Annotated in this window: 21 protein-coding genes and 1 pseudogene; 4 read left to right on the top strand and 18 right to left on the bottom strand. The window is 52.2% G+C overall.

All coding sequences use genetic code 11. The features are described from left to right. Window positions 1–32: 32 nt before the first annotated feature. The 4 genes from wecC to AC1RDQ_RS19890 form a co-directional block, all read right to left on the bottom strand. Window positions 33–1,268 carry a UDP-N-acetyl-D-mannosamine dehydrogenase gene (gene wecC, locus AC1RDQ_RS19905; protein ID WP_218496638.1) on the bottom strand — a complete coding sequence of 412 codons (1,236 nt, stop codon included), beginning with the start codon at window positions 1,266–1,268 and terminating at the stop codon, window positions 33–35. Between the two features lie 88 nt (window positions 1,269–1,356). Next, a complete protein-coding gene (gene wecB / locus AC1RDQ_RS19900) occupies window positions 1,357–2,475 on the bottom strand; it encodes a non-hydrolyzing UDP-N-acetylglucosamine 2-epimerase (RefSeq protein ID WP_492587946.1) in 1,119 nt (372 codons plus the stop codon). Window positions 2,476–2,814: 339 nt separating this feature from the next. Beyond that, complete coding sequence (locus AC1RDQ_RS19895) at window positions 2,815–5,040, bottom strand: polysaccharide biosynthesis tyrosine autokinase (RefSeq protein WP_492587945.1); 2,226 nt, start codon at window positions 5,038–5,040, stop codon at window positions 2,815–2,817. A 36-nt stretch (window positions 5,041–5,076) separates the two neighbouring features. Then, on the bottom strand, window positions 5,077–5,517 hold the full coding sequence (locus AC1RDQ_RS19890; protein ID WP_492587944.1) for a low molecular weight protein-tyrosine-phosphatase: 441 nt from the start codon (window positions 5,515–5,517) through the stop codon (window positions 5,077–5,079). 654 nt (window positions 5,518–6,171) lie between these two features. Between AC1RDQ_RS19890 and rfaH the strand changes: the two genes are divergently transcribed. Beyond that, on the top strand, window positions 6,172–6,678 hold the full coding sequence (gene rfaH, locus AC1RDQ_RS19885) for a transcription/translation regulatory transformer protein RfaH (protein ID WP_154863131.1): 507 nt from the start codon (window positions 6,172–6,174) through the stop codon (window positions 6,676–6,678). A 481-nt stretch (window positions 6,679–7,159) separates the two neighbouring features. Here rfaH and AC1RDQ_RS19880 read toward each other — a convergent pair whose 3' ends face one another. The 4 genes from AC1RDQ_RS19880 to AC1RDQ_RS19865 all read right to left on the bottom strand — a co-directional run bounded on the left by AC1RDQ_RS19880 (window position 7,160) and on the right by AC1RDQ_RS19865 (window position 11,141). Next, entirely contained in the window at window positions 7,160–8,554 is a 1,395-nt protein-coding gene (locus tag AC1RDQ_RS19880; protein WP_090454165.1) for an undecaprenyl-phosphate glucose phosphotransferase, read from the bottom strand. A 352-nt stretch (window positions 8,555–8,906) separates the two neighbouring features. Then, window positions 8,907–9,593, bottom strand: a complete 687-nt coding sequence (locus AC1RDQ_RS19875; protein ID WP_090454167.1) for a winged helix-turn-helix domain-containing protein — start codon at window positions 9,591–9,593, stop codon at window positions 8,907–8,909. Window positions 9,594–9,627: 34 nt separating this feature from the next. Continuing rightward, entirely contained in the window at window positions 9,628–10,371 is a 744-nt protein-coding gene (locus AC1RDQ_RS19870) for an EAL domain-containing protein (RefSeq protein WP_492587943.1), read from the bottom strand. A 29-nt stretch (window positions 10,372–10,400) separates the two neighbouring features. Further along, window positions 10,401–11,141: a winged helix-turn-helix domain-containing protein gene (locus AC1RDQ_RS19865; protein WP_492587942.1), complete on the bottom strand. Its 741-nt coding sequence runs from the start codon at window positions 11,139–11,141 to the stop codon at window positions 10,401–10,403. Window positions 11,142–11,666: 525 nt separating this feature from the next. Here AC1RDQ_RS19865 and AC1RDQ_RS19860 point away from each other — a divergent pair. Beyond that, complete coding sequence (locus tag AC1RDQ_RS19860; RefSeq protein WP_057715616.1) at window positions 11,667–12,500, top strand: undecaprenyl-diphosphate phosphatase; 834 nt, start codon at window positions 11,667–11,669, stop codon at window positions 12,498–12,500. Between the two features lie 54 nt (window positions 12,501–12,554). On the opposite strand, the gene dusA is transcribed toward AC1RDQ_RS19860, so the two are convergent. Next, entirely contained in the window at window positions 12,555–13,559 is a 1,005-nt protein-coding gene (gene dusA / locus AC1RDQ_RS19855) for a tRNA dihydrouridine(20/20a) synthase DusA (RefSeq protein ID WP_492588006.1), read from the bottom strand. Window positions 13,560–13,612: 53 nt separating this feature from the next. On the opposite strand from dusA, the pseudogene AC1RDQ_RS19850 reads away from it, so the two are divergent. Further along, window positions 13,613–13,888 (top strand): annotated as a pseudogene (locus tag AC1RDQ_RS19850) (hypothetical protein); the annotation flags it as partial. 55 nt (window positions 13,889–13,943) lie between these two features. Here AC1RDQ_RS19850 and AC1RDQ_RS19845 read toward each other — a convergent pair. The 8 genes from AC1RDQ_RS19845 to AC1RDQ_RS19810 all read right to left on the bottom strand — a co-directional run bounded on the left by AC1RDQ_RS19845 (window position 13,944) and on the right by AC1RDQ_RS19810 (window position 22,006). Continuing rightward, window positions 13,944–15,587, bottom strand: a complete 1,644-nt coding sequence (locus AC1RDQ_RS19845) for a hypothetical protein (protein WP_492587941.1) — start codon at window positions 15,585–15,587, stop codon at window positions 13,944–13,946. Window positions 15,588–15,970: 383 nt separating this feature from the next. Further along, on the bottom strand, window positions 15,971–17,110 hold the full coding sequence (rffA, locus tag AC1RDQ_RS19840; protein WP_489340121.1) for a dTDP-4-amino-4,6-dideoxygalactose transaminase: 1,140 nt from the start codon (window positions 17,108–17,110) through the stop codon (window positions 15,971–15,973). Between the two features lie 14 nt (window positions 17,111–17,124). Next, complete coding sequence (locus AC1RDQ_RS19835) at window positions 17,125–17,877, bottom strand: class I SAM-dependent methyltransferase (protein ID WP_492587940.1); 753 nt, start codon at window positions 17,875–17,877, stop codon at window positions 17,125–17,127. Window positions 17,878–17,894: 17 nt separating this feature from the next. Further along, a complete protein-coding gene (locus AC1RDQ_RS19830) occupies window positions 17,895–18,857 on the bottom strand; it encodes a lysylphosphatidylglycerol synthase transmembrane domain-containing protein (protein ID WP_492587939.1) in 963 nt (320 codons plus the stop codon). Window positions 18,858–18,998: 141 nt separating this feature from the next. Further along, window positions 18,999–19,235, bottom strand: coding sequence for an acyl carrier protein (locus AC1RDQ_RS19825; RefSeq protein WP_057715611.1), 237 nt, complete (start codon window positions 19,233–19,235; stop codon window positions 18,999–19,001). Window positions 19,236–19,530: 295 nt separating this feature from the next. Then, on the bottom strand, window positions 19,531–20,157 hold the full coding sequence (locus tag AC1RDQ_RS19820; protein ID WP_492587938.1) for a hypothetical protein: 627 nt from the start codon (window positions 20,155–20,157) through the stop codon (window positions 19,531–19,533). Next, window positions 20,157–21,053: a DapH/DapD/GlmU-related protein gene (locus tag AC1RDQ_RS19815; protein WP_492587937.1), complete on the bottom strand. Its 897-nt coding sequence runs from the start codon at window positions 21,051–21,053 to the stop codon at window positions 20,157–20,159. Before AC1RDQ_RS19815 ends, AC1RDQ_RS19820 begins: the two co-directional genes overlap by 1 nt. Window positions 21,054–21,055: 2 nt before the next feature. Then, a complete protein-coding gene (locus AC1RDQ_RS19810) occupies window positions 21,056–22,006 on the bottom strand; it encodes a glycosyltransferase family 2 protein (protein WP_157858931.1) in 951 nt (316 codons plus the stop codon). Between the two features lie 412 nt (window positions 22,007–22,418). Between AC1RDQ_RS19810 and AC1RDQ_RS19805 the strand changes: the two genes are divergently transcribed. Beyond that, the gene (locus AC1RDQ_RS19805) at window positions 22,419–22,640 is read left to right on the top strand and encodes a hypothetical protein (protein ID WP_349736649.1); all 222 of its coding nucleotides are present in this window, start codon (window positions 22,419–22,421) and stop codon (window positions 22,638–22,640) included. A 68-nt stretch (window positions 22,641–22,708) separates the two neighbouring features. Here the strand turns inward: AC1RDQ_RS19805 and AC1RDQ_RS19800 are convergent, their stop codons facing one another. Further along, a complete protein-coding gene (locus AC1RDQ_RS19800) occupies window positions 22,709–23,494 on the bottom strand; it encodes a transporter substrate-binding domain-containing protein (protein ID WP_492587936.1) in 786 nt (261 codons plus the stop codon). Between the last annotated feature and the right edge of the window lie 15 nt (window positions 23,495–23,509).

Raw genomic sequence — 23,509 nt, 5'->3', positions numbered from 1 at the left:
GACGCAGCCTTTTTTGTCTGCGCGTTCACTCGTCACCATATCCCTTTTGTATCTATTACTAGGGCTCTGTCGAGTCTGTTTTTCTCAATAGCTTTGAATTCTTTGTGGTCCACCAAAAGTAAAATGATGTCTGCCTCGCGGAGGGCTTGCTCCTGACTTATTAGTTGTATTTTTTTGCTAAGGGTTTCAGGCAGTTTTTCTATGTTTGGTTCTACTCCAAATACAGCGTCCGGATATAGCTCGGATAGTTCTTTTGTGATTTCGACAGCTGGGCTTTCGCGGAGGTCATCAATGTTGGCTTTAAAAGCTAAACCAAAGCACATGATTTTTGGTTGTTTAAAGCGATCGGCTTCGCGTTTTACCTTTTCAATTACGTATTGTGGTTTTGAGTCGTTAACTTCCCTGGCACTTCTTATTAGTTTTGAAGTTTCAGGAGTTTTGCTGACAATGAACCATGGATCAACAGCGATGCAGTGTCCGCCGACTCCTGGCCCGGGTTGCAGGATATCGACCCTTGGGTGGCGGTTGGCAAGGCGGATCAGTTCCCAGACGTTGATATCCAGCTTGTCGCAAATCATCGAGAGTTCGTTGGCGAAGGCAATGTTCACGTCGCGAAAGCTGTTCTCGGTGAGTTTGCACATTTCTGCAGTGCGGGCGTTGGTGACGATGCATTCGCCCTGGACAAAAACCTTGTAAAGGCTGATGGCTAATTCGGAGCACTTTGGCGTCATGCCGCCGATAACACGGTCGTTTTGCACCAGCTCGCGCAGCACATGGCCGGGCAGTACCCGTTCCGGGCAGTGAGCAATGCGGATGTCGGAGCTTTCACCGTGTGTTTGCGGAAAACTCAGGTCTGGACGGGCTTCGGCTAGCCAGGCGGCCATCTGTTCGGTAGCGCCGACGGGGGAGGTCGATTCAAGAATGACCAGGTCGCCTTTTTTCAACACCGGGGCAATGCTTTTACTGGCCGATTCGATGTAGCCCAGGTCCGGCTCATGGTCGCCCTTGAATGGTGTGGGCACCGCTATCAGAAAAGCATCGGCGGGTTCCGGCCGGGTGGTGGCGCGCAGGTAGCCTTCCGTCACCGCCGCATGCACAACCATGTCTAGGTCTGGCTCAACGATATGAATCTCTCCACGGTTGATGATATCAACCGCGTTTTGATTGACGTCGACACCGATCACTTGTTTTTTGCGCGAAGCGAAGACAGCCGCAGTGGGCAAGCCGATATACCCGAGACCAACGACGGAGATGGTTTTGAAAGGCATGGAACGTCCTTGAATAGTGATGTGTTGATACGTTTTTCAAGCGAGATAACAGCCGCGCAACGCAACGGCTGTTAAGCAAGGGAGGGGGTTATCGGGCGAGCAGCGCCTCGATGATGCGCTGGCAGGCGTTACCGTCGCCGTAGGGGTTATGGGCGTAACTCATGGTGCGGTAGGCGACCGTATCGGTCAGCAAGCGGTTCAACTCGCGGGCGATATCGGCGGTTTCGGTGCCGACCAATTTCACGGTGCCTGCGGCAACAGCCTCTGGCCGTTCTGTGGTATCGCGCATCACCAGCACGGGTTTGCCCAGTGACGGCGCTTCCTCCTGGATGCCTCCGGAGTCGGTCAAAATGATATGCGCACGGCTCATCATGTGAACGAAAGGCAGGTAGTCCAGGGGATCGATCAGGTAGATGTTGTCAATGCCGGTCAGTAGACGATTGACGGGCTCGCGCACATTGGGATTGAGGTGCACGGGATAGACGATATCAACCTCTGGATGTTGCTGGGCAACCTCCATCAATGCCTGACAAATGCGCTCGAAGCCGTCACCGAAACTTTCCCGGCGATGGCCTGTCACGAGGATCAATTTTCGAGCAGGGTTGAGAAAGGCCGCTGGTGCAGAGGCTTGGGCAAGCAGTGCCTGGTCCTGATCGAGACGCTTGACGACATCCAGCAGGGCATCAATCACTGTGTTGCCAGTGACGACGATCGTGTCTCGATCAACGCCCTCGCGCAGCAGATTGGCTTTTGACGTTTCGGTTGGCGCGAAGTGCAGGTTGGCCAACGCCCCCGTGAGTTTACGATTGCCTTCTTCCGGCCACGGAGAATAGAGGTTACCCGTGCGCAAACCGGCTTCCACGTGCGCGACCGGAATCTGCTGGTAGTAGGCTGCGAGGCTGGCAGCAAAAGTGGTGGCGGTATCACCGTGAACCAACACGATATCGGGTTTGAATTCTGCCAGGACTTTTTTCAGCCCCTGCAGGATCGCGCTGGTCACATCGGTCAGGTCCTGACCGGGTTTCATGATGTTCAGGTCGAAGTCTGGCTCAATAGCAAACAACCCCAGCACTTGATCGAGCATTTCACGGTGTTGGCCGGTGACGCAGACTTTTGCCTCAAAGCGTTCATCTGCCGCCAGTGCCAACGCAAGTGGAGCCATTTTAATGGCCTCAGGACGGGTACCAAAAATGCATAGGGTCTTCATAGGGCGATCCATTGCTATGTTCGTAGCTTAAGGTGGAGGAATGTTTGGATGACATAACAAATGTCGTTTCGGACCGATGCTGTATAAAACAACGGCGACCCAACCTTTGTTGATCCAGAGAAATACGCCGAATTAACGGATAGCCATCGATGTGGGGCAGTACGAATTTGATTTTTGCCACGCTACCGCCCCAGGATTAATTGCCAGTCCCTGAGAGCGTCACTATTTATTAATGTGTCTGCATTTTTTTTCAGCTGCAGGTAGCAAGGTGGAGTTGATATGGCTACCGCCATTCATTACTGCTCGACGGTAGCGGGGGTATAGACAGCAGTTAATTAACTAAACGTTCTCTGATTTATATTCGTAGTTGTAATAACCATAGTCGGCATAGCCATATTTGGCCGAGGCTCTTTTTTCAACACCATTGAAAATGGCGCCTTTCAAATCAACACCATTTTGTGCAAAGCGGCGCATGGTCAATTCAATTTCACGAACCGGGTTGAGCGCAAAGCGCGTTACAATCAAACTTGTACCCGACTGGCGACCGACAATCGCCGCATCCGTCACCGCCAGCAACGGTGGTGTATCCAGAATTACCAGGTCGTACTGGGCGCTGACTTGCTCCAGAAAGGCACTGAAGTTTGCATGCATTAGCAGTTCTGAAGGGTTGGGCGGTATTTGTCCGCGACCGATAACGTCAAGGTGCTCGAATTCAGTTTTATTGATCGCGGTTGCCAGGTCGCAGCGCTTGACGAGTAGATCAGAAAGCCCGTTTTCAGCGGGGGTCCCGAATACTTTATGCAAATACCCTTTGCGCATATCCACGTCGACAAGCAATACACGCTGGCCGGTCTGAGCGATGACTGAAGCGAGATTGGCGGAAACGAACGTTTTACCAACCTTGGGGCTCGGGCCGGAGATCATAAGGCGATTATTGCTGGCTTCGAGCATGGCGAAGTGCAGACTGGTGCGCAGGCTGCGCAATCCTTCTATGGCCAAGTCGGTGGGGTGACTGCTGGCCAGTATGGGGGCGGCGTTGTTAGCGCGGCCTCGGCCACTTCGGAAGGTTTTGCTTTCTTCAGTTTTTTGCAGAGTGCTGAAAGGAATGGATGCGTACACCGGTAATCCCAGCTGTTCAATTTGATCCGGATTTTCCACGCCACGATTAAGGGCTCTGCGAAAAAGCACCACTGCAGTCGCCAGGAAAGCCCCGAACAGGGTGGCGATGAGAACGATCAGTGGCTTCCTGGGTTTAACGGGCTTAAGCAGATCCACATCGGCGGTATCGATCAAGCGCACGTTGCCCACGGTGCCGGCACGCATCACATCCAGTTCCTGGGATTTATTCAGGAGCTGGGTATAAATTTCGGTACTGACTTTTACATCGCGGGTGAGGCTAAGCAGTTCTTGCTGTGTTGAAGGCAGGCCCTCGACTTTTTTGGCGAGGCCATCCTGCTTGGCTGTCAGCTCGCCTAATTGGCTGAGCAAGGCCCGATAGGCGGGATGCTGACGGGTAAACTTGCGATCCATTTCCGCTTGCTGCAATTTCAGTTCGGAGATGCTGGTATCAAGCGCCACGATCTGATCGAGAATGGCTTTGGCTTCCAGGCTGATATCGATGGATTTACTGCGAATTTGATACTTGTTCAGGGCGTTTTCGGCTTTCTCCAAGTCTTTGCGGACCTGAGGCAGTTGATCTTTTAGAAACTCCAGGCTTTGAGCGGCTTCGGCCGAAGTCCGCTCGACATTCTGCCGTACGTAGAGCTTGGCGATTTCATTGAGGATTTGAATGGCTTCAGCCGGTTTCTCGCTTTCAAGAGCAAGCCCGATCATGCCGGATTCTTTACCGCGCTCTGATACATCAAGTACCTTTTGGTACTTCAAAATACTGGTCAGACGTGGGTCACGCACAATGCTGAACGTTGTACCAGGATTCGCCTGCAACACTTCGACCTGCAGTTTGATGCCGTTCTGCTCATAGGCTTGGCCTACCTGGCTTTGGATCAGGGCATTGTCGTCTTCATCCATCAACGTGAAGTGACCGTTCTCACCGGTGACCAATGTAAGCGTCTTGCTCAGGAGCTCTTGTGGGAGCTCGAGCTGAAATATTTTCAGGGTTTCGCCACCCCAGGCAAAACTGTTCATGCCAAGCCATGGCGTTGCGACCGTATTAACAGCGTCTGGTTTGAACCGACGAGCAATAAAGTCGCCGATCACCGGAAAATGGTTCGGCTCGACGGTAATATCGAGCGATAGATTGTCGATAACCTTGCCGATGATCGCGCGCGATTTGATTAATTCAATTTCTGTGGCGGAAGGTGACTCTTTACCCAACATGCTGTTGATATCGGAAAAGCCGAGCATGTCATTTTTTTTGGCCTCCACCTGTATCAAGGCAGTTGCCTGATAAACAGGATTGGCCAACACCGCATACGCCGTGCCAACGGCCATGGAGGCAGCAGTGATCCCGGCAATCAACCATTTATGATCGACCAGTGTCCCGAGTAGGCCCATCAAGTCGATTTCATCATCGTCATGTGAGGTTAATGCTGGAGTTTGCTGCATAAGTGAGTTCTTTTTTAACAGGTATCGAGGAATGGTTTAGCGTGCGAGACGCTTTGCCCAGGCGGTTACTGCTTCTTCAATCAACGCGTATGCATGCACAAAAGCAGGTTTGCCTTGACGGTAGGGGTCGCTGATTTCGCGGTTGTTCTGCCACTTGCCCAGCAAGAGGACCTTTCCTCGCGCTTCAGGCGCGATCTTGAGAACACGGTCTATGTGCGACTGCTCCATCACCAGGATCAGATCCGATTCGCTGATGGCGGCAGAGGTCAGTTGATTGGCTTTGTGCTCTTCTGGCAGATGGCCATGCTCTTCCAGTACGATCCGGGCGGTGGGTTCGATCGGGTGATCTTGTAGTGCGCCAAGACCGGCAGAGCTAACTTCGATATCGGACTGCCCCAGTGCTGCTCGCAACAAATGTTCGGCAGTGGGGCTTCGGCAAATGTTGCCAATGCAAACGATTAGAATCTTGTTAAACAAGGCAACCTCCCTGGAAATTCCACACTTGTGGTGATGTGCAATTGGAAAGACTAAAACTATGCTTTTCTTCAATGGCACTTTTGTGACGGCTTGCAGCTATTGGGTGTGTGCCTCTTTCCGTGAGGAGTTACCGTGCTGGATGAAGCTTTTGACTGCGAAGACTCTGGCCTGCTGGAATCCGGACTTGGAGTGTGCTTGACAGTTGCTATGCTAAAAATCATAACTGGCAACCCACGACAACATCAACCATTAAATGCCACGCGAGTATTGAAAGCATATGGCAAAAAAAATTCCATATATAAAGCCAGATATTAAATAACATCGTCGGTTCTTGCCTGACGGTTTTTAACGTTTTTGGCTTTTTTGTGTTGTCCTGTATTGGAGTGTGTTAAACGTCTTGATACGTAATTTGATGCTAATGATGTTCGGGGTTTTGCCTTGGGCGAAGGGTTCACTAGCGTTCCTGTATTGCTAATAAGTTTCGTATGTTTTTGAAGGGTTACGTTTCCATGATCGGCCAACTCCGTTTTTCAGGTGCATTTCCATCCTTGGGAGAAATTCGTCGCAAGATCGATGAGAAAACCACGGAGCTACTTGACCACACAGGTGCAGAAGGGGCTGATTGTGTCCATCCATAGTGCTTCGGCTGTTCAAATGACCTTGCCTGAGAGTCTCACCTCTAGCGCATGGTATTTGGTGCAATGCAAGGCGAGCCAGGACGAGCGTGCAGAGATCAATCTGGTTAACCAGGGGTATACCTGTTTTCGCCCTACGCATCGGCGCGAGCGTGATATGCAGGGGCGCAGGAGGGTTGTTCGCGAATCGCTGTTTCCGGGTTATCTGTTTATCCAGCTCGGCTTAGGTGAGAGTTGGGCGCCTTTGCGTTCTACTCGCGGTGTATTGCGAATTGTCAGTTTTGGAGGCAAACCGGTACCCGTAGGTGATGACTTGATCGCACAACTTCATGAGCACGATAGCGGAGCCCCAGTGGAGGCTCGGTTTGCCTGTGGAGAGCGGGTGCGTATCAATGAGGGGCCTTTTGTCGATGTGGAAGCGATCTTCCTGGCGATGGAGGGCGAGCAGCGAGTGTTGCTCCTGATGACATTGCTGCAACGTGAGCAAAGAATCAGCATGCCCTTGGTTGGTATCAGTAAGCATTGACACGGAGCGTTGCTCCCGGCCTGCCAATCAACAAGCAGATACCGCCTGGCAACAAGGTCAGTTGCCGTCGTCTTAGTCCCCCCCGTAGGCATTAAGCTTTTGTCGCAGCACCAGGAAAGCAGCGGTCTCGGCCAGGGCCGCAGCTTTACGGCATGGCTGACGCTCCCGTTCGCTAATACGGTGTTTGTTGTCACGCGATTACCCGGTATCCACTTTTTAGCGGTCAACTGCTGCCGTTGCGCCTGCCTGAAGGTAAGCCCGGGCGTGCTGATATCGCCCTGAATCTGGTCAAAAAGCCGTACGGTATCGAGCGGAGACTTAAAAGAAGTTGGCGATGAGTATCGCCACGAGAGTCGACAGCGGAACAACCTGCCGGTGTTGGTGCAGTTGCAGGCATGGCTGGGAAAACCCAGCCACTAGTGACGGCGCAAGCGCACTGGGTAAATGGCTTGCGTCCCCTGGTTAGCCTGCAGGCGTCCCCTCAATAAATGTCTTTTGACAGCAAGGTGAACGGCGTCTTCACCAGGATTTTCACATCCAGCCACAACGACCAGTTATTGATGTACTTGAGGTCGATCTCGACGCGCTTCTGCATCTTGTCGATGGTGTCGGTCTCGCCGCGGCAACCGTTGATTTGAGCCAGCCCGGTGATTCCCGGTTTGATTCGATGGCGAGCCATGTAGGCGAGAATCTTGCCGGAGTAGTAGTTGTTGTGCGCAACGGCATGAGGGCGAGGTCCGACCAGCGCCATATGACCTTGCAATACATTGAACAGCTGCGGCAACTCGTCAATGGAAGTGCGACGGATAAAGCGCCCGATCGGGGTAATCCGCGAGTCGTTACGACTGGCTTGCTTCACCTCGTGATCGTCGTGCACGCGCATGGATCGAAACTTCCAGACTTTGATAACCTTTCCGTTCCACCCGTGGCGGTCCTGTTTGAAAAATACCGGACCATGGGAGGTGAATTTGACGGCCAGGCCAATGATCAACAGTAACGGGCTTAGAGCGATAATGGCCATCAACGCTACGCTTTTATCGAACAGGCTTTTACTCAATGCGGCAGTGGGTTGGCTGGAAAGCGGGCATTCAATCAAGTGGATTGCCGGCATGCCATCCACATCACTGACCGAGTGATTGAGCAGTGTCAGGCTGTTCAAGTCCGGGACCCAGACAACATCGACGTGGGCATCCAGCAAGTCGACATACATTTCTTCGATTTGTACCGCTTCGCTCAGGGGGAGCGTGATGTACAGACGTCGGATGTCATGAGTCTTGATCAGTTCGAGCAGTTCCTCTTGCGGGCCTACAACCGGTGGTGCGCCGGTCTCCAGCAAAGGAGTGGTGTCGGAGCTTACCAGGCCGACCAATGGGAAGTGCTCGAGGGCACGAAGCTTGTTAGCCAATCCCAGTGCCAGCTCGCCAGTACCCACAATCAGCGTTCTGCGCTCAACTTGAAGCGCCCGTTGGTAGTACTTCGAAAAACCATGCAGTGGGACGTACAACAGCGCCTGTCCGAGGTAGCTGCAGATAGCCCATATCAGAATGATTTGACGAGAAAACAGTTCATTGGCCTTACAGAGGAAGGCGACAATAGCCAGCGCTGCCAGTGTCATTGACCAACCCATCAGAAGTCTTACCAGACCCTCTAGGTAGTTGTCCTTCTTGGCGTAGACGCCACACCAGGAATAGGCTGGAACCGATGCAAGTACAGTAAGGGTTGCGCATACTCGATAATAGAACTCAACCGTACCCGTCTTGTAATAAACCAGTATTAACAATAGGGCAACAACAAAGCCCAGGCCAAGAGCCCACTGTCCCCAGAAGGTCAGTCCTTTGAGAGTGGTATTTCGATTGATACGAAGATTGTTAACCATACGTTATCCCCAAAATACGTCCATTCGCGTTTCGACAGACAAAAGCCAAAATTAATGAAATAAGAGTTATTGTTCATATTAGATGGCGGAGCATTGATGATCGAAACGCCAAGAGGGCGGCGCCGTCATCAATGGATAGATTAAGTTATTAGGGGGAGCACTGTCTGACGACTTTTAACGAGTGGGCGGTGTATATGGTTGATATATCTGGGCGAGAGCGGCGTTAGAAATAGTCTGGATTCAACTTTATTAACACGGCTTTTTAGAAGGGGGGCGGGTGGAGAGGGGGGGAGATAAATTGGCGTGCTTTTTTATTGTTGTATTGCACTGCCAGAGCGAACGCCTGAATGGTTCAGGCTGATTTTTTTACGCGCACGATTTTTTGTATCAGGCAGTACCCACGATTCCTTACTGCACGGAAAAGACGTTCGCCGTTGCTGGCGTTTTTAAACTTTTCCTGTAGTCGGCTCAGGCACATTTCGAGACCCCGATAGTGTTCAGGTTCTCTGCCGATGCTGCGGATAAGATCGTCCTTGCTGACCACGCGATCTTCATGGTGCAGCATTTTTTTCAGCAGCGTGGCCTCCAGGCCAGTCAAGGCAATCTCCACGCCATCTTTGGTCAGCGCGCCGTTGGCATCGCTCAGTCGCCAGGTTTCAGTCAGTGGAGCGTGCGGTTTGGCCGCCTGGGAGACGCATTCCCTGGTGTCATCTCTGGCGTTGTCCGCAGTTGATGTGAAGTGAGTAAATTTCGTTACGGATTGGACTGCTTGCCATTCGGACTTGAACGTCGAAAGGATGCGCTGGGTATCATGCTTGATAACCGGAGGAACCATCTTGGCTACCTGCGGGGAAATAAATTCCATAAGCTTGGGGGCAGAAGTGGGTGGGGCAACGCCTTCATAAAACATCTTTGCCTGTGACGTGCCGTAACTGTTATATCGCTTGCTGGTCAGTAATGCCTCAAGCTCTAGTTGTAGTGCGGGGTTGTGAGTAACCACGACAAAGTATTTTCTAGGGAGGTTTGTGCTGCTATCCATGGCTCTCTCCTGATTTGCACATCTGGGTGTTGATTTAAAGGTTGTCGGCGGGGGAGTAATGGCTCCCTTGGAAGTAATCAAAGGGCAGCGCACGTGCCAGTATATGGCTGGCAGCATGCTCGACTCTGTCTGCTATAAAGGAGACTTTTGTGTTGTGAGTGAGCATGGTCATGCGTTCGTGGAGGCGATTGAATAATTCTGGATTGCCGCTGAGTTTGAGACTCAAGTCTAGAGAGGAAGTGGAAATCTTTATATAGTCGAATAGATTCAGGGTTGTAAAGATTTCGATACTTTCATCGTCGATGTTGTAATCGTCGAGCGCGATTTCTATGCCGTGATCTTTCAATAGATACACGTTATGAAGGATTTTCTTTTTTTCTGCGAAGCTGACTGCCGAGAGGGGTAGTTCATTGAGCGCGATAACCAGTGTCTGGCCAAATTCGCGCAGAGCAGCGCCGGACTGTATCAACTCTTCCGTGAGCGCAGAGTTGGCGAGGTCCGACTGTTTTACGCAAACAAAACTACGGCTTAAGTACTTGCTCCCGTTAGTGGTGTCGCGATCTTTTAGTGAGAACGCAATCAGCCTGGTTTGCATCAGTACTTCACTGTAGATCCCACTCATCTGATACGCCTCTGACGCGCAGGGCGCGGAAGCAGAATCGTCAAAATGTATTCTGATCTCGCTGGCAAACGGGCAGTCATCCCGAGTGAGGATCAATTGTCGAGACAGGTAATGCTCTGCGTGATCGTAGAATCGCACGCTCCCTGTTGCGTTCATAAAACAGAAACTCCCTTTTACATTAAGAATCAGGTTGTCGAGATCAGACCCCTGATTAAACGATATCCATGCCCACGGATACTTTGAATGGCGTTGGTTCCATACATGCCTTTTATTTTGCCGCGAAGGCGACTGATCGACTTTTCCAAGGCTCTTGGGTCATAAAAATTTATATTCAGCCCCATGATCCTGGCGATTTCATCATGGCTCAATATTTGGTTTTTGGTCTGAGAAAAAGCCTCAAGAATTTTCATTTCTGCAAACGATACATCCAGTTTTTTATACTCGCCAATCAGGCACATGCGAGTGGGGTCCAAAAGCAAATTATGCTTTTTTTGCCATTCTGGACTGTTAAAAAATTCGGACAGTACATCAGACTTTTTGTCTGCAAAAGTATCGCAATTAATACAGTAGTCGGCCCCGGCAAAATAATACTTCATCTTGTTGTAGGTGCCTCTACCGGTGATGGCTACGAAAATTATTGACGCCAGATTTTCGACGCGAATATTTTCTACCGCGGTGAGGCTTTCAACAAATGCTTGAGGGCTGTCGATTACGATAAAAATTGCACGGTATGAATCAGTATTCTTGTTTCTTTTGAATGAGTTGCTATAGCACATTGCATCAACGGCAATATCCTTGCCTACGTGGCTTGCGACTAATTCCCTAAAGCCCTCAGCTAGCGTGTGGGTTCGCCCAACGGTGAGAATACCTTTCTCCTCCTTCGCGTAGCTGTGGTCTGTAGTCGTTATTTTCCCTGTAAGCATCATGCTTTGACTCGGCTGGGTGCTGGCATTTGAATGTTAAAGCACCCATTCTCAGTTGTGACTGACAATTGGTAATATTTCACTCGTTTTTCAAGCGGTCGCTACCTTTTTTTAACGTTGCTGGTGATTCTCACGTGATCGTTTGCTTACCAATGGCTCAAGAGGCCTGATGGCCTATTGGAATCTCGCGGACTGACAAGTCATGTCATTGTGCCATCTTTTGTCCCGATGTCCCGGTTTTTCGCATCAATACGACCGTGGATGCCGCTAAAGTTCCCGCGGCTTGATTTTTTTGATTGGGTGCCATGAGGGCGGTAGGGCTTTGTTGATTCAAGTGCGAGTGATTGCTCTTGTTTGGCTCGGAACTATCCAATATTAACTGTTATATAACGTTCATGTTGGTGGTATTGACCATGGACATTTCATAACATTGAGTTTTATTAATTTGTCTAATGCGCTTTACTTTCGTGTTGGCGTTGAATCAGAGCGAAGTCGACGCATGGGTATTTGTCGTTGAGGGAGGAATTAATGGATCTTTGGACAACCATATCAGTGTTGGTTTTAGGGATGGTCGAAGGTCTGACGGAGTTTTTGCCGATATCAAGTACAGGGCACCAGATTGTTGTCGCGGACTTGCTCAGCTTCGGCGGCGAGCGAGCCATGGCTTTTAACATCATCATTCAATTGGGCGCGATCCTGGCAGTTGTCTGGGAGTTCCGTCGCAAGATTCTCGAGATCGTTACCGGCTTACCGACTCAACGCAATGCACAACGTTTCACCTTGAATCTATTGATCGGTTTTCTTCCGGCAGTGGTCCTGGGGGTGTTGTTCGCCGATAAGATCCATGAGTATCTGTTTAATCCAATCACTGTAGCAGTGGCATTAGTGGTGGGTGGCATCATCATGTTGTGGGCCGAGCAGCGGGAACATGTGGTGTCTGTCGAGCATGTTGACGATATGCGCTGGGCCGACGCCCTCAAGGTCGGTTTCGCGCAATGCCTGGCGATGATCCCGGGCACCTCGCGCTCCGGATCGACGATTATCGGCGGGTTGCTGTTTGGCCTGTCGCGTAAGGCGGCTACGGAGTTTTCGTTCTTTCTGGCGATGCCGACCATGGTTGGTGCCGCCGTGTATTCAGGCTATAAGTATCGGGATCTGTTTCAGGCTGGCGACCTGCCAGTATTTGCGCTGGGTTTCGTGACGGCGTTCTTTTTCGCCATGATCGCCGTGCGTGGTTTGCTCAAGTTCATCGCCAGCCACAGTTACGCCGTGTTCGCCTGGTACCGGATCGGATTCGGTTTGCTGATTCTGGCAACGTGGGTATTCGGTTGGGTTGACTGGACCGAAGCTGCAGCGCTCTGACACTTGCACCAGGCTGCAGGACATGCAGCCTGGTCGCAGGGCAGCGGCTAACCGTTAACGCCCCTCAAGCAACTCCGCCGCTTGATCCAGCAAGGCCAAAGGTTCTTTGGCCTTGTGAATATCCACCGACAATAACTGCCGAAACTTGCGTGCTCCCGGGAACCCGGTTCCCAGTCCGAGCACATGGCGAGTGATGTGGTGCATCGAACCACCTGCTGCGATGTGCGCCGCTATATAAGGACGCAACTGCGCCAGCGTCTCAGCCCGGCTGATCACCGGCGCCGCGCTGCCGAACAGCTGCTGGTCCACCTCGGCCATAACATAAGGGTTGTGATACGCCTCGCGGCCCAACATCACGCCGTCAAACGTCTGCAAATGTTCGTGGCAAGCCTCCAGCGTCTTGATCCCGCCGTTGAGGATAATCTCCAGCTCAGGAAAATCCGCCTTCAACCGCGCTGCCACGTCATAACGCAGGGGCGGGATGTCACGGTTCTCCTTCGGCGACAATCCCTCCAGAATCGCGATCCGCGCATGCACGGTAAAACTGGTGCACCCGGCATCCCGCACCGTGCCGACGAAATCACACAGCTCCTCGTAACTGTCCCGGCCATTGATCCCGATACGGTGCTTGACCGTCACCGGAATCGACACCGCATCACGCATCGCCTTCACACAATCGGCCACCAACTGCGGATGTCCCATCAGGCACGCGCCGATCATATTGTTCTGCACCCGATCACTCGGGCAGCCGACATTCAGGTTCACCTCATCGTAACCATGCTCCTGCGCCATGCGCGCGCAGGCAGCCAGGTCCAGTGGAACACTGCCGCCGAGTTGCAGGGCGAGCGGGTGTTCGGCTTCGTTGTGACGCAGGAAGCGTTCGTGGTCGCCGTTGAGAAGCGCGCCAGTGGTGACCATTTCGGTGTAGAGCAGGGCGTTTTTTGACAAGAGGCGCAGGAAGAAGCGGCAGTGTCTATCAGTCCAATCCATCATGGGTGCAACAGAAAACCTCCTGGATACCGAATCTGCTGGATAGGCCAGGTTTTCTGTGGGTTTCATCGGCATTTAGCTACTTCTCATTTGCTACGGTTTACTACGGTTTTTGCTTAATATTGAGTGAGCCTTGCTGCTATGTATCAACGCAAACCACTCGTGTAGCAAAATCCAAGGGATCGATCACCGTTCGCAAGCGCAAGGATGGCTCTGCAGCGTACACCGCACAGATCCGCATCATGCAAAAGGGTATGACAGTTTATCAGGAAAGCCAGACCTTCGATCGCAAGACCACGACCCAAGCCCGGCTCAAGCGGCGCGAAGCTGAGCTGGCCGAACCTGGTGCAATTGCCAAGGCCCATCGCAAGGGCGTGACGGTCAAGGAAATGATCGAGCCCCCTCGGCCTCCCGTTTCCGGGGTGCCGAGGGCACTAATGCCGGTAACGCTAGTCAGATCTTGCCGAAATTGACACAGCAGTAGCCCATATCGTCCTTCTCCTGGGCCTGCCGGAATTCAGACGGCACCCATTCGCAACGCGTGACCAGGCCTGGGCTATTCAGTCCTTTGAGAAATGGCAGCAGCCTGCCGTTACTCAAGTCGCCACCGTAGCCGATCTCAGACACATAGAGCACGTGGATCGGTTTCTTGTCGCGCAAAAAGGCAAAATATGTCATGTGGTCCACTACGACATTTTCTGCCGACTCCGCAGGAATACCACATGACGCCCCCAGTTTGTTGATTGAATCCAAGTGAAGCTGAGTCCCCAGCACCGGAATCGAAAGTGGCTGCCCGGGCAAGCTCGATTGAGCGAAGGAGGAGTTGCGTGTGATGTCAGGGGTCACGAGGGCTAACAGTGTCACCATCGACGCCATAGACAGCAGCAACAACAGTGAATAGGCGACTAGCGTGGGTATGTTACTCGGCTTCACTGCGCGTCGGGAATGCATCAACAGGGCTGTGATGATGATCGACACAGGCATGAATTGAATGCCTGCATAAAAATTCTGGATGTTGTAAAAAAACGCATTGATCAAATCTGCGCCGACCAACAACAGCGCCAGCACCACAGACGCAGACACTTGGCGGCGAACCACTTGGAACAGAAATACCGGGATGCTTACAACGTGGATTCCGATAATAAACGCGTACAGAAAATAATAAATGGCAAGATTGAGGTACGGCAACTCTTCAAAGCTACCGACCATAGGAGGCAGCCAGCCTGATTGAAAAGTGGCATTAAAGGTCAGATGTATCAACACCCGGTCAGGGAAGCTTATTAAATTATTGTATGCGGCGCTGACAAACTCAGCTGGTGCAGAGAACAGCATACCCGGTAACAATGTGTTGGCCGCCAGCATTTTTTGAATGTTCGGCGCATCCTGACAGCCCGCCAGCGCGCTGAAATAGTGAAAGTTCTGAATGCACAGAACCACGACGAACAGCCACAAGCCATAGCGAATCGCTTTGTGGTACGTTGCCGTCGCGAACCACACGGCCGCTAGCGCGAATGGTGCATAGAACATGCTCTTCGGGTGAGCATAGAAAAATAATGTCAGCAACAATGCAAGCCCAACAGTCATTGCCACCTGCGCGCGCGCAGACTTCTGCTCCTTGAAGAAGAGCGCCAACAAACAAAGCACCAGGATCGGCAGCATCAGAAGTTGTTCAGGGCGCGACAAGACCCACAGATAGGGTAGGACGCCCAGTGAAGCCACCGCCACCAATCCAGCGAAACGCTGAAGAGCCCCTCCAACATCACGCGCCTGCGCCAAGCACCAATACGCGAGCAAGGCAAACCAGATCAGCGATAAAGAAATACCGCTCACTCTCAAGCCAAAAGGACCCAGGTGGGCATAGATCGCCGACAGTAATATACCGGCCGGATAAAATACCCATGAAACTGTCCGCCCTGCAGTTGTTGTGCATTGTGGATAAAGGGTAACCGCATTTCCGTCCTCCAGAAATAGCCGCGCAACCCTGAATTTTGTCATGACTTCATCGGAGTAAACCGGAAGAAATACCCCGCTCAGTAATACAGCAAAGAACAATGCCAGAACAATTATTGGAATTTTATTTGTTAAAACATCTCTCATTCTTCAACACCCAGTCGATTTAAAAATCGATTATTCAAAATTCGTCAGTAAAGGCTTATTAATCGGCGCCAGTGATAGCCCAATCCCAGCATTGAACCTGCATTGTCCCCATTGAACCTGAAAGCTCTCTGGAAACTCCAGGTAAGTCCTCAGATGTGCTGACATGCACTCTGACTACCTGAAGCGAGCCTGTAAAATCACTTCGTTACGCCAGTGCGCCCGGTAATCCCCCATTTTTAGTACTCACCAGAAGTAAAGGTTAGGCCACTAGTGTGCTGAGCGGTTAGTTCATTTATCTATTGGCAACGATATACCGTGCGTCCAATGTCATGGGTGCAGCTACGCAGTGTGCAGATCAGCAATTGCACGCTGCGTGTTCCCCTTCAGGAAACGGCGCGCTGTAGTGAGTCGACGACACCTGCCTGTTCTTCCTCTGTCAGCCCCACCCACAGTGGCAAGCGGATCAAGCGGTCCGACAGGGTGTCTGTATTTGTCATCGCGCCATGTTTTCGGCCATAGCGCAGTCCTGCCGGTGAGGAATGCAGCGGTACGTAATGGAACACCGGGTGGATATTGTCGTGTTTAAGTTTCTCTAGCGTGCGTTGGCGATCGATGCCGGGAGCAAGCAAGACATAGTACATGTGTGCATTGTGTGTGCAATCTGCCGGAATGATCGGGCGGCGTACTGCGCCTGTCGATTCAAGCCCTTCGAGCGCTTGGTGATAGTGGTTCCAGCTGCCCAGGCGATTTTGTGTAATCGACTGTGCCTCTTCCAGCTGCGCCCAAAGAAAAGCGGCGGTCAATTCACCTGGCAGGTAGGAAGAACCGACTTCCTGCCAAGTGTACTTGTCCACTTCACCTCTGAAGAAACGGCTGCGGTCCGTACCTTTCTCCCGAATAACCTCGGCGCGTAATGACAGTGTCGGGTCGTTAACCAGTAGCGCGCCGCCTTCGCCGGATATCACGTTCTTGGTTTCATGGAAGCTATATGCGCCCAGATCACCAATACTGCCCAAGGCTCTTCCTTTATAGGAGGCCATGACCCCCTGCGCAGCATCCTCAACCACGCGGAGACCGTGCCGGCGGGCGATCTCCATAATCGTGTCCATTTCGCATGCGACGCCAGCGTAGTGAACCGGAACGATTGCCTTGGTGCGAGGTGTAATCGCAGCCTCAATCAAGCGTTCGTCCAGATTCAGTGTGTCTTCTCTGATATCGACAAACACCGGTATTCCACCGCGCAATACAAAAGCGTTGGCAGTGGAGACGAAGGTGTAAGAGGGCATGATGATCTCATCCCCAGGTTCAATATTCAGCAATAGGGCTGACATTTCCAGGGCAGCAGTACAAGAGTGCGTCAACAGTGCCTTTTCGCTGGCGGTGTACTGTTCAAGCCACTGATGGCAACGTCGAGTGAAGGGGCCGTCTCCAGCAAGCTTATTAAGGAACTTTGCTTCTGCAATATAGTAAAGTTCCTTTCCCGTCATGAAAGGGCGATTGAAGGGAATTTTAAAGTCGCTCACTGAAGGTCTCCAGATTATTGTTTTTTGGCTAACAGCAAGAGTGAACCGCCGAGGGGAAAGGTGATACCTGCCTTCAAAAGGCCAAACTCTATCTTCATAACGAACTCAAGGAGCCGATTGGTCCGGTCAGAAATATCGAACTCGCTGTTTACTTCCGCATTTTTTTGACCGGGGCGCTGTCGTGCCAGCCACATCAAGGAGACGAGTAGGGTGACAAAGGACGTGACGTATTGAACCTCAAGGCCGGCGCGGCCTATCTTGTCGACAAGCTCGCGTCGCGTGTAGCGGCGCACATGACAGGCGCGTTCATCCGCAGCGGACCACAGCCAGCGGTGCTGGGGAACGGTCAGCAATAGATGACCATCCTTACGCAGTGCGCGGGAAAGATTCGCCAGTACCTGTTCATCTTCATCGATATGTTCGATGACATCAAAAGCGCCAATTACATCAAATCGCTCTGCATCGCTCATGGCGCGCGCGTCCAGCTTTTCAAAGCTTGCGCTGGGCACGCGTCGACGTGCATGCATCAGGCCTTCATCGAAAAACTCGGTGCCGGAGAGTGTCGTTTCGGGAAATTCCTGGTGAATCCCTTCCAGCACAAAGCCGGTACCGCAACCAATCTCCAGGAAATTCCGGATTTTGCCGATGCGAGATTTCAGCACCCAAATGATCACGCGGTTACGGGCGCGAAACCACCAGTGGCGTGCCTCTGCCTGGGCAAGCGCCTCAAAGGCGGACTTGGGGAACGGGGTGCGATCTGGGGGCATCAATCTGGCTCTCTGTTTTAGTTTTTATCTTTCAGGCGATTTTCCCGAAGAGTATCCCACAAGTAAATAAGGCCACCGCAAGCGGCAGGGATCAGGACCATTAGAATGTAGTTTGCCAGGGAGGCGCCCACGGCTATATTGGCTGGTACGTCAAGTAGACCATAAAAATAAACAAAAAAACCTTCGCGTACCCCAAGCCCACCCACTGTTATTGGAACCATGGTCAGGATGGCGATGACCGGATAGAGAGCAAAGTGCTGAATGAAGGGGATGTCATAGCCATAGGCACGAAATACCAAATACACTACCGATATCAGGGATATTTGATAGCAGCAGATAAAAAGCAGGGATGACGTGAGCGCCCGCCGGTAGGGGAAGTTAATCGTGCTGGCATGAAGTTTCTGAATATACCCCAGCAATAGAGAAAGTAACGGGTTTTTTACGGTGCGGCCGCTATAAAGTGTATGGATTTTTTTGCTGGTCAATATTATTTGGGTCACTACGGCTATGCTGCTGACGGCGCCGACGGTCATGATGAGCAGCGCGTAGTTGTCTGATGCGGGTAAGAAGGGCAGGGCAAAAAGGGTAAAGGTACATAACACCAATAGTCCAATCATGCGCTCAATGATTACCGTACTGCCTGCGGTACCCCGCTTTTTCGGGTGGCGTCGTTCGATGTGAAACATACGAAAGGCATCCGCTCCCTGTGATGAGGGTAAAATCAAACCTTGAAATTGAGAAACCAGATTTATTTTCCAGAGGCTTGCTAATGCTTCGTCAATCGAATTGAGCCGCAGGAACACTTGCCAGCGGTTGACAGAAAAAAAAGAACTCAAAGTGATTGGGATAACAGCAGCCAGCGCAAGGTAGTGCCATGCTGTAATGTCGCTGATTAATGCCGTTAGTTTAAGGTCAAATGTGTGTATGAGAAATGCACAGATAAAAAACGCGATCAACAATTTCAAAAACGTCAAAGGCATGCAGGGTGCTCAACGTAGGAGGGTGAGGCTAACGCTATGTAGATAATAGGCTGGTGAACCCTGTCACGGTCGAGAACGGCATGAGGGAGAGTGAACATACTGTCTGCCTCCCTCCCTCCCTTACATGACAAGGGATGTCGGTTATTGCAGTTTTGATTTTATGTAATCGGCCAGGTCATTGATGGATTTAAGGTCTTCAATATCCTCGTCAGGGATCTCGATGGCGTAGTGATCCTGGATAGACAGAATGATGTTGAACATGCCGAGAGAGTCAATGCCCTGGTCGCTCAGGTTGATGTTGTCGCGCAGCGTTGAGGCATCTGCTACAACATCAGCCTGGGAAATAATGTTGATAAGTTGTTCTTTTGTCTGGGGCATGGTTAGTAATTCATCGTATAGGTGTTGAAGTTACCCCGGCCGGTACGTTTGTACTGCGGGAGGGAAGCTTGGTGGCATCGCTGGCAGTTGACGAGGTTGTCTGCAGGCTACTGAGCTGAACGGTGGTCATGTTGCCACACTCCATGCAACAGAGGGGGGCTGCTCTGTTGCCTGCTTCAAAAAGATGCCGCACATTAGCAGCTGTCGAGAGAGGCGTGTAGTGTTGATCGTCGAGCCATAAGCCTCGCTGAACTGGCACCTCGCCTTACTGGAAGGTTCGTGTGCCAGCGGTAGGCTACTCGACCTTGAGGGCGCTGAAGTAGAGCATGCCGATATGTTCTGCATTGAGCTCAATGCGACTACGGGTCAATCGAGTGCCCAGCGTCTGCTCAAGTGTCAGCCCTACCCCGCTCAAGTCAGAACACGGCGGCCACTTTGGGCTTTCCCAGCGACAGAAGACCCACTGGCTGCCACTGGGTATGCTCAATTCCTTGAGATGCAGTGCCTTGTTCATGGATACCAGCACTTCGATCGGAGAGAAGTCATCTGGCATGGTCGTCAGGGTCACTGACCGATGGGCGGGTGTGAAAACACATTGTTTTTCAACCAGCGACTCGTCGTAAGCACGTCGTGTGTCGGCGCAACCTTCGCCTTGAATCAATTTGCCTTCATGATCAATACCATCGAGTTGAAAGGTGAAGGTAGCGACAGCCTCACCCGGCAATGATCGAGGGGTTGATCTAGGCCACCAGTGACAGGTGAGTAGATGTTTGGTCATTCTACTGATTCTGAAGTCCAGCTTTTCGATCCGTGCGTGCGGTGCGTGGCGAGTGATGGCCTGCATCGTGGCATTGAGCATGTCGGACCCTTGTATGTAGGTTCGTTCGCCTTTGAATCCCAGTGATAGCTCGATGAAGTGCATCACTTTTGTTTCCTGAGGTGGGCTGTCATGTTAGCCCTGTGATTGATTGCGAAGTTTCCAGAAACGACGCTGTTTGGCGCGATGTCGCCGATGACAACCGAGCCCATTTTTATTTGTACCGCGTCGCCAATCACAAGGCCCTGTGCGATGGAGCAAGAGGCGCCAACCCATGCGCCGGTCCCCAGGCGTGTGCGTCCTGCAATAACGGTATTGCCAGAAATCACAGAGTTCTTGCCAATCACGGCGCCATGACCAATGTTGGTCATGATGCCGATCTGGCAATTTTCGCTGATGGTTGTCGGCTGCTGGAACAAGGACCTCGCGATTACTGCGCCAGCAAGTATCTGGCAACCCGATTCAATGCGTACACCGCCCTGATGTTTAACCACCATCAGCGTGCCGTTGTCGTTGCGTAGCGTGATCAAGCCTTCGGCGCCTACAACGGCATTTGAACCGATGTAGACATTGTCTCCGATCTCGACAGGGCCTTCGATCACCACATTTGCTGAAATTTCGACATTGTTACCCAGTGTGGCTAGTGGCGAGATAACGGCGCTGGGGTGCAGCGTGCAATTGTCGCCGATGCGCGGTGCTTGCGCAGTTGCGCACTTTGTCTCTTCACTCAAACGGTTGTAGAGGTGGAAAAAAGAGGTGCGTGGGTCGGCACAGAATACAATTGATTTTTCAGTCGCTAATTCTTCATTTTTTAAACTTTCGGGGCACAGGACACACGCGACGTTGGGCGTAGCCAAAGCCTTTTGCAAATAGTGCAAGTTCTGACAGTACACCAGTGCGCCTGGTGTTTGCGCATCGATTTCGTCGAGGTGTGCAAAGACCCCATTGTTTAAAATGTGTTCAGCAGGGAAATAATCCACGACGCGGTAAGCGGATGTCATCTTTACTCCACATGCTCTTCAATAATGGGGAATTGACTAAGGTGGGTTGCATTTTCGACCAGTCTTCCGAGGTACTCGCCTTGCACACCTAGTGCCAGAAGGATGTTACCGGCGAGGAATGACAGCAAGATCGCGAGCGATGCCCAGCCTGGCACTATTTGATCGGTCAGGAGGGTGCGCAGCAGAACATACATAGCGAATAAAATGCTCGACGCGCTGACCAAAAAGCCCCAGATCGACACGTAGCGAAGTGGTAACAGGGAGTAATTGACGATAAGGAACGAAAGCGTTTTGAACATCTTGCCAAGGGTATAAGTGCTCGGGCCGCCATCGGCGCGCGGCGCGTGGCGAATGCTCACGTTCGCCATCATGCTGACGGGCACCGAATTAAAAAGCATCGCGGCGATATGTGGGTGTGAGCCCTGATATCTGGCGAGCTGTCTTGCCACCTGTTGACTCATGGCCCTGTAGCTCGAGAGGCTGAAACCGGTCGGTTTGCCCATGACCTTGCTAACCAGTTTCTGGTTGATGCGCGAAGCCATGTTGCGCCAGGCGCTGTGCTGTTTTTCAGCCATCGGGATCTTTCCGATGACGACATGCTTGCCGGCTTGAAGTTGATCAATAAACAGTGGGAGGTCTTCGGGGAAGCACTGCAGGTCATCGTCGATTGTCACGACACAGCGTTTGCAGGCATAGCCGATGCCGCACAACGTAGCATGTTGTTGCCCCTTGTTCTTCGCGAAGCGAACGACTTTGACTCTGCGGTCTTGTTCGTGCAGTGCCAGAGCGGCAAGCCACGTCTGGTCCGGGCTCGCGTCATCGACAAGAATAATCTCCCAGTCGTCGCAAATCTGATCAAGAGTCGCGCGCGCGCGTTCGTAAAATTGCGGGAGCGTACTTGCGCTTTTATAAACGGGTACCACCAAGCTTACTGAGACGGTTTTATCAATCACCTTGAGCCTCATCCTGATCATTCGATTGTGCGATGACGCATACTGATAACGCGTCCTGCCTGGATTTTACAGGCTTGTAGAGTTGTTGTTTGCTACTTGGCATCACGTGCAGAGGGGGGAGGGTATGCTATATGCCAACCGATTGGTAATCCTCAGGGAACCGGCCACCGAACACATGAACTACATTACTGCTCATGTAAAGTGGGCCATCAGGCTCTACCAGCCGCCAGGCGTCGGACAACTGTGTACAGGGCACCGAACGAAGGCGGCTGTGCGCGGGGCACTTTCGGGTGCGCCGGGCTCCTGAACCAACGCTGTCATCCCACAAAGTTTCACGTTGTCCGGCACAGACGAAGCATAGGCTGACCGCCAAAGGTCACGTCCCCGCGCCTCAACCCTCAGGAATAAAAAAATGATCGCAACCCTCGTCAAAGTCTCGCTGCTTGCCGGTGCTTTGTTGTTGAGCGCCTGTTCGGGTGTGAGCGCCCATCGTGATTATTCGGCCGACTCGGTGCAGCCGGCCGGGTTTGGCCCGGGGCCGACCAGCAGCAATCCCGACAAGATGAATTTCCATGGCAGTGCGCTCGGCAATAGCTTCGGCGAATACGGTTCAGGTTTGCTGCACGATGATTGATACGCGGTCCGCAATGAAAAAGGGCGCTCCTTTGGGGGCGCCCTTTGTTGTGCGTAAAAAACGATCCGTTACTTGGCGTCAGGCACCGCCAGCCATTGGCGCAGAATCTTCTGGTAGTTGCCTGTCGCCTTGGCCAGGTGCAGCCACTGATCGACGTACAGCTTCCAGGTGATGTCGTCGCGGGGCAGCAGGTAGGCTTTTTCGCCGTATTGCATGTAGTGCGTGGGGTTGACCGCGCACAGGCCCGGCTTGAGCTTCTGCTGATACAGCGCCTCGGATGCGTCGGTGATCATCACGTCGGCTTTTTTATCCAGCAGTTCCTGAAAGATGGTCACGTTGTCGTGCAACTTCAATTGCGCCTTGGGCAGGAAGGTGTGGACGAAGGCTTCGTTGGTACCGCCGGCGGGTTCGACCAGGCGAACCGTTGGCCGGTTGATCTGTTCGACGGTCTGGTACAGCGCCTGGTCTTCGCAGCGCACCAGCGGGATTTTGCCGTCGACGTCCAGGATGCTGCTGAAGAAGGCTTTTTTCTGCCGTTCCAGGGTGACCGAGATGCCGCCCATGGCGATGTCGCACTTGCCGGCGAGCATGTCGGGCATCAGGGTTTTCCAGGTGGTGGGCACCCACTCGACCTTGACGCCAAGGCTGTCGGCCAGGGCGCGGGCCATGGCGATGTCGATGCCGGAGTATTCGCCGTCCTCGGCTTTGAGGGTGTAGGGCTTGTAGTCGCCGGTGGTGCAGACGCGCAGTTGTCCCTGTTGCATGACGCTGTCCAGATGCGAAGGTTCTGCCTGGGCGCCAAGGGAGAGTGCGAGCAAGCCGCCGAGCATCATTGCTCTTTTGATTTTCGTCATTGTTATCGGGCTTTT

The sequence above is a fragment of the Pseudomonas sp. GW823-FHT02E01 genome, from assembly GCF_058797535.1.
The sequence above is the reverse complement of the archived record's forward strand: the minus strand, read 5'-3'. Positions and strand labels throughout refer to the sequence as shown.

Coding starts and splice junctions, on each gene's coding strand:
- AC1RDQ_RS19815 (WP_492587937.1), bottom strand. CDS start 21,053: ATGACATCCGCTTACCGCGTCGTGGATTATTTCCCTGCTGAACACATT.
- dusA (WP_492588006.1), bottom strand. CDS start 13,559: ATGAAACCCACAGAAAACCTGGCCTATCCAGCAGATTCGGTATCCAGG.
- AC1RDQ_RS19895 (WP_492587945.1), bottom strand. CDS start 5,040: ATGCAGCAAACTCCAGCATTAACCTCACATGACGATGATGAAATCGAC.
- AC1RDQ_RS19875 (WP_090454167.1), bottom strand. CDS start 9,593: ATGGATAGCAGCACAAACCTCCCTAGAAAATACTTTGTCGTGGTTACT.
- AC1RDQ_RS19800 (WP_492587936.1), bottom strand. CDS start 23,494: ATGACGAAAATCAAAAGAGCAATGATGCTCGGCGGCTTGCTCGCACTC.
- rfaH (WP_154863131.1), top strand. CDS start 6,172: ATGACCTTGCCTGAGAGTCTCACCTCTAGCGCATGGTATTTGGTGCAA.
- AC1RDQ_RS19860 (WP_057715616.1), top strand. CDS start 11,667: ATGGATCTTTGGACAACCATATCAGTGTTGGTTTTAGGGATGGTCGAA.
- AC1RDQ_RS19870 (WP_492587943.1), bottom strand. CDS start 10,371: ATGAACGCAACAGGGAGCGTGCGATTCTACGATCACGCAGAGCATTAC.
- AC1RDQ_RS19865 (WP_492587942.1), bottom strand. CDS start 11,141: ATGATGCTTACAGGGAAAATAACGACTACAGACCACAGCTACGCGAAG.
- AC1RDQ_RS19820 (WP_492587938.1), bottom strand. CDS start 20,157: ATGCACTTCATCGAGCTATCACTGGGATTCAAAGGCGAACGAACCTAC.
- AC1RDQ_RS19880 (WP_090454165.1), bottom strand. CDS start 8,554: ATGGTTAACAATCTTCGTATCAATCGAAATACCACTCTCAAAGGACTG.
- AC1RDQ_RS19805 (WP_349736649.1), top strand. CDS start 22,419: ATGATCGCAACCCTCGTCAAAGTCTCGCTGCTTGCCGGTGCTTTGTTG.
- AC1RDQ_RS19835 (WP_492587940.1), bottom strand. CDS start 17,877: ATGCCCCCAGATCGCACCCCGTTCCCCAAGTCCGCCTTTGAGGCGCTT.
- AC1RDQ_RS19845 (WP_492587941.1), bottom strand. CDS start 15,587: ATGAGAGATGTTTTAACAAATAAAATTCCAATAATTGTTCTGGCATTG.
- AC1RDQ_RS19825 (WP_057715611.1), bottom strand. CDS start 19,235: ATGCCCCAGACAAAAGAACAACTTATCAACATTATTTCCCAGGCTGAT.
- wecC (WP_218496638.1), bottom strand. CDS start 1,268: ATGCCTTTCAAAACCATCTCCGTCGTTGGTCTCGGGTATATCGGCTTG.
- AC1RDQ_RS19830 (WP_492587939.1), bottom strand. CDS start 18,857: ATGCCTTTGACGTTTTTGAAATTGTTGATCGCGTTTTTTATCTGTGCA.
- wecB (WP_492587946.1), bottom strand. CDS start 2,475: ATGAAGACCCTATGCATTTTTGGTACCCGTCCTGAGGCCATTAAAATG.